Source organism: Asticcacaulis tiandongensis (assembly GCF_006475605.1).
GTDB lineage: Bacteria > Pseudomonadota > Alphaproteobacteria > Caulobacterales > Caulobacteraceae > Asticcacaulis > Asticcacaulis tiandongensis.
In genome coordinates this window covers 1-13,148 of sequence record NZ_SSBC01000005.1, presented here as the reverse complement: position 1 = coordinate 13,148, position 13,148 = coordinate 1, and the positions used below count along the sequence as shown (strand labels likewise).

Below are 13,148 nucleotides of genomic sequence, written 5' to 3'. Positions count from 1 at the left end.
GGAAGGATGTTCAGCTTCGTGCTCGACCACCATTCGAACGGCGCGGACGCGCACTTCAGGGGAAAATTTGTTTGTCGTCTTGCTTGTCATAGACCCTACTTCTCACGAGTTGGGGTCTCCGGCAAACTCGGCGCAGTTCAATCAGCAGTATAGTCGGTGAAGCAGAGATAATGCTGTCAAAGGTAATTAAGCACCTCCCACAACTATGACCTCGAAGAATAAATTATTTCAGATGAAAACAGCTTAATAACCATTACCCTATATTATACCGCACTTTCACCTGTAAAAAAACAGGCCAAGTATCGCGTAAGTCAGGTAGAGTTCATCTGTGAGCCATCAACCCCCTCCCCCGCCCGAGATTAAACCGTTACCTGCTCCTCCGTCGGCCCCCGGTTCTATCGCCACCGCCGATGTGCCAGGGTCAGCATCACGAACGCGTGGAGCATGGGTAAACCTATCGAACCTAAAATTCGAAGCTACGATTTTCCTACTTATTGTACTAACCTTCGCCGCTGTTCTTGGGCAGGAAGGTTTCACCAGCCAGGAAATTGATCTGGCTGAACGTTCGTTACAATATTATCCTTTTACATATGATGATCAGCATGAAGGCGGAACCACATCCGTTATTCACGATCTGAAAAAGCCCTTCAACTGGACCTGCCACCTGGGCGCTGAAATACAGCACCCCTTTTGCGGTTATGGCATGCAGACAGATGGGTTAGAGAACAATAAGGGGGTTGATTACTCCAAATACAGCGATATCCGTCTGGATCTGACCTATAATGGCGTAGGCGATCATATGCGGCTGTTAATACAGTCCACGGTCCCCCCGGCTTTGAAAGACCGTGTCAAAGACAGGGACACTATCCCGATGGTTGCTGAATTTATCGTGGTTCAAGGCAACAATACAATACATATCAAAGCCAGCCAGTTTGTAGTTGAAGAGTGGTGGTTGCTGGAACAAAACCTTTCAAGAGACGAGGTGCCCGTAAGATTTGATCAGGTAGCGTCGGTTGCGCTCGGATCCGGTAGCATTACCCCGTCTGGCCGTTTTGATGTTTCGGTAAAGCGCTTTTCTTTTAGCGGCATGACCATTTCTACAGCCCACTGGTACCTCATCATCCTGGGTATATGGCTTGTGGCCACCGGTGCCTTTCTAGTGTTCCGATTTTTTTATATGCGTCGCACCTACGAGGCCCGTCAGCGCAGGCAGGCCAATGAAGCCGCAGCCCTTGCCAAGGCCCACGCCGCAGCTGAAGCCTCAAGTGCAGCTAAATCACGTTTTCTCGCCAATATGAGTCATGAATTGCGCACGCCTTTGAATGCTATACTGGGTTATACGCAGCTGCTTCAAAATGAAAAACTGACGATTAATCAGATTGCGGCCGTCAACACAATCCATCATAGCGGCGAACACCTTCTGGCTATGATCACCGATATTCTCGACATTGCAAAGGTAGAGGCCGGTCGGCTAGAACTTGTTCCGGTACGCTTTGACCTCCATGCGTGTGTCCTTAATGTTGGCCAAATGATCCGGCTTCGCGCCGAGGAAAAAGGCTTGCAGTTTGTCACACATATCGCTGACGACGTCCCAAGATTTGTCGTGGCAGACCAAAAACGTGTGCGCCAGATTTTGATCAATCTCCTCAGTAATGCCATCAAGTTTACCCTGGAGGGCGCCGTGAACCTTAAGGTGTCGGCTCGGGATATTCATCGGGATCATGTTCGCCTCTGCTTTGAAGTTACCGACACCGGCATTGGCATCCATCGCGACCATCTGGACGAGATTTTCCGTCCGTTTGTGCAATCAGGCAATGCCATTGATCGAAGCAGCGGAACAGGTCTTGGCCTGAGCATTACCCATCAGATCGCTGTGATGATGGGCGGCAAGATTTCGGTTGAAAGCCAGCTTGGTCAGGGCAGCCGTTTCCGAATGGACGCAAGGTTTGAACTTGCGGTGGATGAATTGCCGCAAACATCTGATGACAGTCAGGCTCTGTCGCCCAAAGCTGAAAATCACGCGCCCCTGATTGTACCCGACGCAGAGCAGATGATGCGTCTGCTTGAGTTGGCGCGGGCGGGTAATCTCAGGGCTATTCGTAAGGAAATTCCGATCATTATCGCGAAGGGCCAGGAATATCACGCTTTCGCGTCACGCCTTGATGCGCTGGCGGCCAGTTATCAGTCTCCGGCCGTATTACGATTGATTGAACAATATGCTCAGGAAAGGACAGCCGTCTGAGGCTGTGGTACATATTATGCGTAAACCCACGATTCTTGTTGTCGACGACAACCCCTTAAATATTGGCGTCGTCGTCGAACATCTGGAAATTCAGGACTATGAGGTTCTCGTGGCTCTGGGCGGGCTGGAGGCGCTTGAACGCGTCAGCTACATAAAACCAGATTTGATCCTGCTTGATGTCATGATGCCGGAGATAGATGGTTTTGAAACCTGCCGTCGGCTGAAGTTGCGCCCTGAAACACTCGATGTGCCGGTAATCTTCATGACGGCCCTGACGGATCTAGATAGCAAGATCGCGGCGTTCAGCGCCGGAGGAGTGGATTATGTCACCAAACCGTTTCAGATTACCGAATTGCTGGCCCGAGTACGAACGCATCTCACTCTGCACCAGACCCAATCCGCATTGAAAGTCGAGGTGCGGGCGCGTCAACTGGTCGAAGCCTCTCTGCGCGAGTCCGAATTGCGTCATCGACGTCTGTTTGAAACTGCCGGTGATGGCATACTTGTGTTTGATGTCGAAAGCGGCGTGATCCATGACGTCAATACACGATACACTGAAATGCTCGGTGGACAGGCAGACGATCTCAGGGGCTGCAAGGTCACGGAGGTTCTTGACGGCTATACATCTGGTCTGGGCACAGAGATTTTCGGTACCCTGACCACTCAGGGAGCGGCGCGCTGGGAGGACTGGTCATGGCAGAGGCCGGAAGGCACGGATATCAGCGTTGAGGTTGTCGGCACCACCTATAATGCCGGTACGCGTCAGCTTGCCCAATGCAGTTTCCGTGATATTCGCGCGCGGAAAGAGGCGGAAGCCCGCGTCCGTTATCTGGCCCTGCATGATTCCCTGACGGGTCTACCCAACCGCAGCCTGCTGATGGACCGGTTGGGGCAATCCATGGCGCATATCCGCCGCCATGAAGGTCAATTGGCGCTTTTGCTGCTCGACCTCGATCACTTCAAGCATATTAATGACAGTCTGGGCCACCTCGTCGGCGATGCCCTGCTTGAAGAAGTCGCCAAAAGATTGCGTAGTGTCCTTCGCGAGACAGACACACCGGCACGTCTGGGCGGTGACGAATTCGTTATTGCCGCCACGGGTATAAGCAGTGCGGCCGATGCCGAAGAGCTGGCCCGAAGGATACTGGACTGCTTCAAACCTGTGATGCACATACATGGCCATAATCTCAGGATTGCCACCAGCATCGGCATAAGTATTTATCCGGGTGACGGCGACACACCTGCCGCCCTGCTTCAGGCCGCCGATACGGCGATGTACCAAGCTAAGAAAAAAGGGCGTGGTCAGTATCGTCTGTTCAGTCACGACCTCAGTATGGCGGCTGACCGCTGGCACACCCTCTCCAACGATCTGCATGGGGCATGCGAGCGCGGCGAGTTTATCCTGCACTATCAGCCGCAGTTCTCGATCGAAAAATTATCCATTACCGGTTTTGAGGCACTGTTGCGCTGGCAACATCCGACAGAAGGGATGATTGAGCCGGGGCTGTTTATCCCTCTGCTCGAAGAACACGGCCAGATGGTCGAGGTAGGGCGCTGGGTACTGCGCAACGCCTGCGCTCAGAACGCCGATTGGCAAGTTCAGGGACTACCAAAGGTACGGGTTGCCGTGAATCTGTCTGCTCAGCAGTTCTATCGGTGTGACATCACAAGCGTCGTACGGGAGGCGCTCGCTGAAACCGGTCTGGGAGCGGAATGGCTTGAGCTTGAGCTGACCGAAAGTCTGACGCTGGATGATAATGAAGCGGCGTTAAAAACCATGACAGACCTTAAGGCACTCGGGGTACAGCTTTCGCTCGATGATTTCGGCACTGGCTGGTCATCCCTAAGCTATCTGAAGCGCTATCCGCTTGATCGCATCAAGATCGACCGGTCTTTCGTGCGAGATATTGTCAATGACACCAGTACCGCTGCTATTGTCCAGAGCATACTTGATCTGGCGCGTCAGCTTGGGCTTAATTGTATCGCAGAAGGTGTTGAAACATTGGATCAGCTCGATCACTTGCGACACAAAGAGTGTGCCGAAATACAAGGCTTTCTTTTCAGTCAAGCCATACATCCGGATGGCGTGGCGGCTATGTTGTCTGGCGATGTTTACCCTGTACCTAGCACAGAAGCACCAGCGGTACGCCGCGCTTGAATTGGCTTGTAATCCCAAGATTCCAGTCACTAGGCCGTGAACTCATAAACAGGATTTCCAATTTCGTATGGGTGTGATTCAAGGCTTCCAATGAATTGGGAGCCTTATTCATGACACGTCGTCGCTATGAACTGACCGAAACCGAACGGGCAATTATTGAGCCGTTATTGCCAAACAAGCCGCGCGGCGTTCCACGCGTTGATGACCGGCGAGTGATCAATGGCATATTGTGGCGGTTTCGCACAGGTTCGCCGTGGGCAGATGTACCGGAACGATATGCCATCGACCACTTGCTACAATCGCATTGTCCGGTGGCGCAAGGCGGGGGTCTGGGATCGGATTTTAGCTGATATATCAAAAAGCTTCGACGGGGACATCATCATGATCGACTCCTCTTGTGTCCGGGTACACCAACACGGTGCCACGGCAAAAAAGGGGGCTTTGACGATGGCTGCATGGGACGTTCCCGTGGCGGATTGACCACCAAAATTCATGCGGTTGTCGATGCCGAAGGTCGCCCGATTGCCCATGATCTGATAGCAGGACAGGTCAATGACTGCCAGATGAGCCTGCCTATGCTGACAGCGCTAAGGGAGGACACTATCCTGTTAGCCGACAAGGTATATGATACCAATGCCTTGCGCACTATGGCCGAAGAAAAGAAGGCTTGGGCCAATATTCCGGCTAAAACTAATCGCAAGACACGCTTCGCTTTTAGCGGTTGGGTCTACAGGCAGAGAAATCTCGTCGAGCGCTTCTTCAACAAACTCAAGCAGTTCAGAGGCATTGCAACACGATACGATAAAAACCCGCTCAATTTCCTGGCGGCCATCAAAATCGTCGCTACGCGCATCTGGATTAAAGCTTTATGAGTCTACGGCCTAGAACTGAAGAGAGTGAAACCTCTCGGTCATGAGGGGATGCCGGCCACCACCTCCTTACGCCAACGGGCATCCCGTGGCGACGGGCGTCGGTGCAGTCGTTTATCGAGTAAATGCAGAGCTTTTTTAACTTCACCCGAACGCATGTAGGCAGCCAGCAAGGTATCTTCGAACACCTCACGCTGCGCTGCGCTTCCACCAATCCGCACCACGTCTGGCGCAACAGATTCCAGTATAGATGCGCAAACGCCATAGCTGCCTTCAGCGAATGCGCCGAGAGCCCGCCCTATCTCCGGCACAACGACACCCGCGCCCAATGCGTTCTGCGCCACGAGGGCGTCGAGACTCGAAAGGCGCTCCTCCAGGACAGACACTACAGAAGGCCCAGCAATTGAGATGTGGCATCTCAAGGTGCACGCAAGTCTATCGGACCGAGAAGCCGCGTTCGCGCTGGCTTCGGAACGTCGAAACACCCTGCGTCAAACATATAACTGGCCGAACGCCGCGCAAGAATTCGTAGTAGCTCTTACGGCGGCGATAAATCCCGAATTCGACTCCTGACCCAAACTGTCTGAGAAAAAAGGGAGGTTTATCAATGTCCGCTCTTGTAGCTCGCGCGAAACGGCACAACGACCCGTTTGGGCCATTACCAGAACGCCAAATGGCAGATCAAAACCGAATCCTCGTTCTGCAGTCTCTAAGCATGCTTTTAGATCATTAAAACTAACGTCGCGGGCGGGTGCTTTCAAACCCATCCACTGACCATCGTAAACCACTATTACAGATGTACATGACATTCTGCTTGAACAGGGGTTTGAGGCCAGGTGGGCCATCGAATATTTTCAAATCCATTCCAAACAGTACGAATGGAACAAAACCCGCATAATCCCCTAACTCATTTTTCGCGTCCACCTCACCACAGAAGATCAGGGCATGGGTCGTGCGTGTCACGGTAACGTCCCTATATATTACACTATCGGGGTGAACAAACTCGTCTTCGATGATCGCACGTGCGTCACTAATTTCCTCTGCCGTAGGTATGACCTTAGACGACTGCGCATCAACTCTTGCTCCACATGAAATCAGTGCTGCAATGACGACAAAGCGAAAGACACCTTTTCTCATCGCCCGCCCCCTAACGCCTACGGTTGGAAGGCACCCTATGCCACGTGGATTCATCTACAAACGCACCGTAGCAGCCCTTTCTGGCTTGCGCTGATGTAATCTGATTAATCCTCTGTGTGATCGCCCTATCCGCATCTTTACGAGCCATGAGGTTTCCGATGCCATAGTCATTCAGAAAAGCGGCAACTGAACGCCAGTTAGTGTTCGCAGTATCCTGAATCTTATCACGAACCCCCTGAGCCTCGACCTGCTTCAAATATAACTCCCGGCAGGTAAGTGCCTCGGCTTCCGCAGGCATCATATAGCCCTCTACCGGATAATTCTTGGTCGCACACCCAGTGATCAGTGGTATAGCGACCGCAAAAACTACGCCCCCCTTCTTCAAGACACGGCTACTTATTCGTTTCATTAGGATCCCGCTCCCATATATCGTAATAGTCACTATAGTGACTGGCAAGTGGTTAAGATTCCGTTGCCGTATGCGTTCATGCGCATGGCTGAAACATTTGGAGTCAACGTCCGTCGAGTACGGGCCGAAAAGGGTATTACCCTTGAAGCTTTAGCGCATGAGGTGGGCTTAGCTTATAGCTATGTTGGGGAAATCGAGCGTGGTAGAAAGAACCCAACGCTGGATGTCGTAGAGCGGATCGCACTGGTGTTGGACATCGATGCCCTTGAGTTATTACGCCGTTAGGCTGCGAAGATGTGGCACATTATAATGTAAAGGAAACCCGATTAGAGGAAGCCTGAAATTGCAATCAATTGCAAACTTACACATTTAAGCTGTGCTTAGAATACAAAATCTTGCACTCCATCGCTCTTAAGCCAAGGTATAAACTCCACTTGCACAGGAGTTCAATATGAACAAGAAGCCGCTTAATCCAACTGAAATCGCTGAAGAAATTTTACAAAATGGCGGTGGAAATTTTCTCGAAATTGGTCGCCTGTTAAAGGAGGTTCAGGATTACGCTCCCGATTTAGTTGAACAGGTTATAAAACTCTCTCGCCTTGGAACTCGTAAGGCTTACTACCTCATACAGATTGAAAGACAATTTGCCCCCCTCGGCATAAAAGACGATCGTCTGTTAGGTATCGGTTGGACCAAATTGCAGATGATAGGCCCTCACCTATCAGTCAAAAACTGCAATGACCTATTAACCCTTGCAGAAAAACATACGGCACATGAGCTTGAAGCTATTCTCAACGGGGACGACCCCGTACCTAACGCACGTGTACTGACCCTTTATTTATCAAAAGCCGATTACGATAGATTTGAAAAAGTCGCCCTTCAATATGGTGCCGCCAAATACGGGCGCGGCTTAATCCACAAAGAGCAGGCGCTTGTGAACATGACACGGCAACTGGTAAAGCTGAGCAAGGCGAAAGAAAATTAAGCCAATAAAATCATTTAATTAAAAACCCTATATTTTATACTGGTATAAGTCCAGGCCCGGTTCTAGGCAAAGGCCTTTCATCATAAATAATCTCGCCTATCCTTATCAGACACACGCACTTTTCAAGTGCGTTCGCTGATTAGGTACGGACAATGCCCTCAAGGCTGAATACCACAAGGAAGAAGAAGGTCCCCGTCAATGGGGCTGAGGCAAAAGTGCAATTAATTGCACTTTTGCACATCCTTGCGCGTCAGGCCGTCCGGGAACTCATGTCCGAACTATCTGCAAAAGCCGCAGACATGGATAAGGAGGTTTTTCCAAATGATACGCAATGAACAGCCCAAGCTGTTATCTCTTGATGAAGTCGCCGAGATACTCGCATTAAGCACACGCACTGTGAGGCGCATGATCACCTCTGGTGAACTGAAGGCGTACAGGTTCGGTCGTCTGTGGCGGATTACAGAAGATGACCTTCAGACATTCATAAGCAGGCACAAATCACGCTGACATTCCTGTCCTGTAATGTCCTGATCTGACAGGTAAATTCCACTTAACGGGAAAATATATACGCCAATTCCGGTTTGAAATTAGCGGTTATTTTTTCCCGATTTCCCCCTCCTGTCACCAGCCGTCCCCTGGTGCTCTCCCCTATCCCTTATTGCCCATTTCAACCCTATGAAAAGGAGCCGTTATTATGGCGATCATTATAAAACACAAACATAACAGTCCCCCACCTGACGCACTGGTCAGTGATAAACCTCAGATCGATCAGCAACTTCCGGGTACATTGCCTACAACAGAAATCGTTTCTACACCTAAGTGCATCAAACCCAAAACACTAGCAGATGTCATTAGTCTTATTCCACTTAACCAAGCCCTGCCGGCCAGTCGTAAGCGCGATCTGATTTCGGCCTGCAACAGCATTGCCCGTCTGATAGGACAACCGCCGTACGCTCTCCCCGCCGATGTTTCGACCTTACGTAACCTGATTGTCACCTTGCATCCCGCACAGGGCAGGATCAGTCAGAAGCGCCTGGCCAATATTCGCGCTGATCTCACTGCCGCCTTAGAAGTTTCCGGCGTTACCCCGCCTTCTGATCCCCCCTGCCCGCCGAACCTCGATTGGGCGACCTTTCTGGGACAAGCAGCCAAGAAACATCAGGCGTGGTTTCTGTCTCGCTTCTCTCGCTATTGTAGCCATCGAAATATCAGCCCGGTAGATGTAACCGATGACACCGTACGAGGATTTCGACACTGGTTGGAAAAGCGCCTTTTAACCAATGATCCAAATAAGATCGTGAAGCAGACGGCTGTATCTTTCAATGTCATTATTAAATGCGGATGCCTACCCATTCCGTTACTGACGACAGCCTCAGGCACACGTTTTTGCACACGTCCGCTCGAGGATTATCCGCCATCCCTGGTCGCTGACATCGAATCTTATCTGAAGCGCTTGAGAGACCCCGACCTATTTTCCGATGATGGCCCCCGGCGTCCGTTACGGTCGACGAGCTTACGTAATATCAAGGCGCATATCCGGCAGTTTCTACATGCGGCCGTCGAGGCAGGCCACCAAAAGGCGCACTTTAAAACGCTCTCCAACGTCGTCGATCTAGAGGTAATCGAATGCGCATTTGGCCACATGGTGCAACGGCATAACGGTCAGATTCCAACGGGTTTAGGCAATATCATTTCTACATTGATGGCGATCGCCCGCTATTATCTCAAGCTCGACGCTACCGTCCTACGCAAGATTGCCCTTGCCCAGAAAAAGATCGGCGACCAACTGGGGACTAATATGCGCACCATGTCGTGTAAGAGCCAGACACGTATGGACCAGTTTGCACAACGTGAAAACATTGTCCGTCTGGTCAATCTGCCCATGAATCTAATCAGCAAGGCCAGCAATGCGCGGAGCCGTCGTTCGGCAGCACTCGACGCGATGACTGCCGCCGCAATCGCTATCCTGCTCTGCTGCCCCATGCGCGTAAAAAATCTGGCCGGTTTGCGTTTTTCCGAGGATTTCACTGTGGTCAGGAAAGGCAAGGCAGTCACCATAAATATCCATGTCCCGGCCGACAAGACCAAGGGCCGCATGGCCATCGATGCGGCTATCGAAGGCCCTTACGCGACAGTGGTATAAAAATACCTCACACATTATCGCAAGCATGTCGGCGACCCATCCGAAGGCTGGATGTTCCCCTCAGCCTCAGGCGCCCCACGTACACCCAGTTATTTTGGCGGGTTAATCAAACAGCGGATTTTTCGGGAAACCGGGCTAGTTATGAACGCCCATTTGTTCCGCCATTTCAGTGCCTATGTCTATCTTGAGGCCCACCCCGGCCACTATGAAGACGTCCGCCGTCTCGTGGGACATTCGAAGATGGAGACGACAACAGCATTTTACGCTCCTGCTTCGAATAAGGCCGCCTTCAAACTTTATGCAGACGTTTTAAGTCCTTACATGGCCGATAAAGGGCGGTGGAAATGACCATATCTACTGTTCCACTTATCCTTAAGTTTCCAGACTGGCCAAAAACGGATCAGGCCCTTTGGGAACAGGCTTTCGCTTCGGGCGGCCTTTTCAGTGAGGGCGGCGTGTTTCTAGCCTGGTCTGAAGGAACCCGTAAGTATCATGCCCAGAATTACGGTAGCTGGCTCTCCTTCATCCGGCGCACTCAGCCTAATCTTGCAGAGGCACATCCAATCGAACATGTAAACCAAGACGCCGTAAGCGCATTTATTGATGAAGGTAGACAACGCCTTAAGCTGCGCTCTGTCTCCAATCAGATTTTATCGCTCGCTGTAGTCATGAAGGGCTTTGCCCCCGAGAGAAACTGGGTCTGGCTCTTCAATGCCGCGCGGTCATTATATGATCAATCTCATCCCTACGCGTTAAAGCCCCCACTCCCTCTTACAGCGGCCGATCTGTTTAACTGGAGCCTATTCACCCTCCAGCGGATCGCGGACAATCCACGGTCAGATTCCACTACCAACGCGACGCACTTCCGTCAGGCATTGATGGTGGGTTTGCTCATCAGTCGCCCCGTCAGGGTTCGTGCTTTAATGGCAATGACGGTCCATAACCATGTCCTATTGTCCGATCATGCCACGATGCTCTGCTTTGACGCCAAGGACATGAAGGACAAGAGGGCGCGGCGTATTCCGCTACCGATACCTCTTGAGCCCTATATACGGCTTTATCTCGAAACCTATCGCCCCATTCTATTGCAAGGTCAGAAAGCTGATGCGCTCTGGATAAGTCAGAAGGGCAATCCCCTGTCTATAGATAGCTTTACCTCAGGCCTCGCCCTATTGACACAGCGCACCTTTGGACTCACCCTTAGGCCGCACGCCTTCCGACATATAGCCGCGACCTCCATTGCCACCTATGCGCCTGAGCATGTCGGCATCATCCGGGATATTCTGGGTCATGCGACGCTGCGAATGGCCGAAAGGCATTACAATCGTGCCACATCCGTGGGTGTCAGCCGTAAATTTCAGAACGTACTTCGCGACCTGCGTTGCGAAGGTCATAAAAAGAAACCCACCAGACGCCGGTGTAGGCGATAATAGTCACTAAGGGAGACTGATGATCATGCGCGCCGCGATCTACGCCCGCTATTCTTCCGATCTGCAGCGTGAAGCCTCCATAGAAGATCAGAGGCGCACCTGTCATCGCCTCATTGATGCACACAACTGGACAGCGACCAGGCTTTACGCTGATCAGGGGTTAAGCGGCAGCACACATATGCGGCCTGGTTATCAGTCTATGATGATCGATGCGCGCCAGGGCCTTTTTGACGTGCTTGTCGCCGAGGGGCTTGATCGTCTGTCGCGTGATCAGGAGCATATTGCCGCCCTGCACAAGCAATTGCGTTACCTTGGCATCCCCATTATCACCGTAGCGGAAGGCGAGATTTCTGAGCTGCACATCGGCCTTAAGGGCACGATGTCAGCGCTCTTCCTAAAGGACCTCGCTCAGAAGACTCACAGGGGCCTGGAGGGACGTATCCGTGAAGGCAAGGCCGCCAGCGGGTTGTCGTACGGCTATAGTATTCTGCGCCAGTTCCTGCCTGATGGTACCTTTACGACCGGCGAGCGCGTCATTGATGAAGCACAGGCGCCCATCGTACAGCGGATATTCCAGATGTATGCGGATGGGTATAGCCCGCGCAGCATTGCCACCAGGCTTAACAGTGAAGGTATCGTGGGGCCAGCAGGTACGGCCTGGGGTAGTTCCACCATCTATGGAAACTGGCGGCGTGGCACGGGCATTCTGAATAACGAACTCTATATTGGTAAGCTGATCTGGAACCGTCAGCGCTTCATCAAGGATCCGGCAATAGGCAAACGGCAGGCGCGCCCGAACCCTGAAGCTGAATGGGTCACCCATAGCGTTCCTGACCTGCGGATCATTGATCAGTCCTTATGGGAGGCCGTCAAACACCGCCAATGGGATACGCGACGCACCATTAGTGAAGAAGGGCGCACGACCAAGCCTGAGCGCGCACGCCGAGCCCGTTACCTACTGTCCGGCCTGATGACCTGCGGGCGTTGTGGCGCGTCATATACATTGGTGGGCACACGTCACTATGGCTGCGCGGCCGCACGTAATAAGGGCAACTGTGATAACCGACACACAATCCGACGTGAGGTTTTAGAGGAACGCGTACTCGGTGGTTTACGCGATAAGTTGCTTCACCCTGACCTGATTGCGGCTTTCGTCGAAGAGTTTCAGCGGGAATATAACAAATCCAGACAAAGCGAGTTGGCCCTTCGGCAAATGCGTGAGGCGGAACTATCAAAGATTGAGCAGTCCATAGCCCAGATGGTTGAGGCTATAGCCGATGGCATGTACCATTCATCTATGAAGGCGAAGATGGCCGAACTGGAGGCACGCCAATCAGCCATCCGAGACGAACTGAGCCTGCTTGGCGAGGAAGAGCCCCTGCGGCTTCATCCTAACTTAAGTGCGCTTTACCGCCGCAAAGTGGCTGACCTGACGCAGGCGCTTAATGCGGACGAGGCCACGCGGCACGAAGCGGTTGAACTTTTACGCAGCCTGATCGAGACGATCTGCCTTACGCCGGATGGCGAGGGTGGTCTTCGGATTGAGTTGGTTGGTGAGTTGGGGTCGATCATGTCACTGTCGGATTCAGGATCAGATTTGGGCAACAAAAAACCCCGCTCGGAGGGGAACGGGGCGCATTCGTTAACGATGGTTGCGGGGGCCAGATTTGAACTGACGACCTTCAGGTTATGAGCCTGACGAGCTACCGGGCTGCTCCACCCCGCGACACTTGTAACCGGTTTGAGAGCGCTGCCCGGTTATGTTTTTGGTTTTC

General features: G+C 52.1%; 9 protein-coding genes, 1 tRNA gene and 1 pseudogene. 9 read left to right on the top strand and 2 right to left on the bottom strand.

All coding sequences use genetic code 11. From position 1 onward, the window contains the following. Positions 1 to 328: 328 nt before the first annotated feature. The 3 genes and pseudogenes from E5201_RS03890 (at position 329) to E5201_RS03880 (ending at position 5,272) form a co-directional block, all read left to right on the top strand. The gene (locus tag E5201_RS03890) at positions 329 to 2,242 is read left to right on the top strand and encodes a sensor histidine kinase (RefSeq protein ID WP_140984707.1); all 1,914 of its coding nucleotides are present in this window, start codon (positions 329 to 331) and stop codon (positions 2,240 to 2,242) included. A 16-nt stretch (positions 2,243 to 2,258) separates the two neighbouring features. After that, complete coding sequence (locus E5201_RS03885) at positions 2,259 to 4,400, top strand: two-component system response regulator (protein WP_140984706.1); 2,142 nt, start codon at positions 2,259 to 2,261, stop codon at positions 4,398 to 4,400. A gap of 110 nt (positions 4,401 to 4,510) precedes the next feature. Further along, a pseudogene (locus E5201_RS03880) lies at positions 4,511 to 5,272 on the top strand (IS5 family transposase). 732 nt (positions 5,273 to 6,004) lie between these two features. On the opposite strand, the gene E5201_RS03875 reads toward E5201_RS03880, so the two are convergent. Next, on the bottom strand, positions 6,005 to 6,406 hold the full coding sequence (locus E5201_RS03875; RefSeq protein WP_140984705.1) for a hypothetical protein: 402 nt from the start codon (positions 6,404 to 6,406) through the stop codon (positions 6,005 to 6,007). 457 nt (positions 6,407 to 6,863) lie between these two features. Between E5201_RS03875 and E5201_RS03870 the strand changes: the two genes are divergently transcribed. The 6 genes from E5201_RS03870 to E5201_RS15105 all read left to right on the top strand — a co-directional run bounded on the left by E5201_RS03870 (position 6,864) and on the right by E5201_RS15105 (position 13,066). Beyond that, positions 6,864 to 7,100 (top strand): helix-turn-helix domain-containing protein, encoded by a 237-nt coding sequence (locus E5201_RS03870; RefSeq protein ID WP_246050388.1) that lies wholly within the window; start codon positions 6,864 to 6,866, stop codon positions 7,098 to 7,100. Positions 7,101 to 7,266: 166 nt separating this feature from the next. After that, complete coding sequence (locus E5201_RS03865; RefSeq protein WP_140984704.1) at positions 7,267 to 7,800, top strand: hypothetical protein; 534 nt, start codon at positions 7,267 to 7,269, stop codon at positions 7,798 to 7,800. A 321-nt stretch (positions 7,801 to 8,121) separates the two neighbouring features. After that, positions 8,122 to 8,307 (top strand): helix-turn-helix domain-containing protein, encoded by a 186-nt coding sequence (locus E5201_RS15110; protein WP_140984703.1) that lies wholly within the window; start codon positions 8,122 to 8,124, stop codon positions 8,305 to 8,307. Positions 8,308 to 8,494: 187 nt separating this feature from the next. Then, entirely contained in the window at positions 8,495 to 9,943 is a 1,449-nt protein-coding gene (locus tag E5201_RS03855) for a hypothetical protein (RefSeq protein ID WP_140984702.1), read from the top strand. 344 nt (positions 9,944 to 10,287) lie between these two features. Next, entirely contained in the window at positions 10,288 to 11,373 is a 1,086-nt protein-coding gene (locus tag E5201_RS03850; RefSeq protein ID WP_140984701.1) for a tyrosine-type recombinase/integrase, read from the top strand. Between the two features lie 19 nt (positions 11,374 to 11,392). Further along, complete coding sequence (locus E5201_RS15105) at positions 11,393 to 13,066, top strand: recombinase family protein (RefSeq protein ID WP_140984708.1); 1,674 nt, start codon at positions 11,393 to 11,395, stop codon at positions 13,064 to 13,066. Here the strand turns inward: E5201_RS15105 and E5201_RS03840 are convergent. Then, positions 13,023 to 13,099 (bottom strand) — tRNA-Met (locus E5201_RS03840). The two genes, E5201_RS15105 and E5201_RS03840, sit on opposite strands and share 44 nt — an antisense overlap. Positions 13,100 to 13,148: the final 49 nt, after the last annotated feature.

Excerpts from the sequence above, each read along its gene's own strand:
- E5201_RS15105 (WP_140984708.1), top strand. The coding sequence starts at position 11,393 with ATGATCATGCGCGCCGCGATCTACGCCCGCTATTCTTCCGATCTGCAG.
- E5201_RS03865 (WP_140984704.1), top strand. The coding sequence starts at position 7,267 with ATGAACAAGAAGCCGCTTAATCCAACTGAAATCGCTGAAGAAATTTTA.
- E5201_RS03850 (WP_140984701.1), top strand. The coding sequence starts at position 10,288 with ATGACCATATCTACTGTTCCACTTATCCTTAAGTTTCCAGACTGGCCA.
- E5201_RS15110 (WP_140984703.1), top strand. The coding sequence starts at position 8,122 with ATGATACGCAATGAACAGCCCAAGCTGTTATCTCTTGATGAAGTCGCC.
- E5201_RS03885 (WP_140984706.1), top strand. The coding sequence starts at position 2,259 with ATGCGTAAACCCACGATTCTTGTTGTCGACGACAACCCCTTAAATATT.
- E5201_RS03855 (WP_140984702.1), top strand. The coding sequence starts at position 8,495 with ATGGCGATCATTATAAAACACAAACATAACAGTCCCCCACCTGACGCA.
- E5201_RS03875 (WP_140984705.1), bottom strand. The coding sequence starts at position 6,406 with ATGAGAAAAGGTGTCTTTCGCTTTGTCGTCATTGCAGCACTGATTTCA.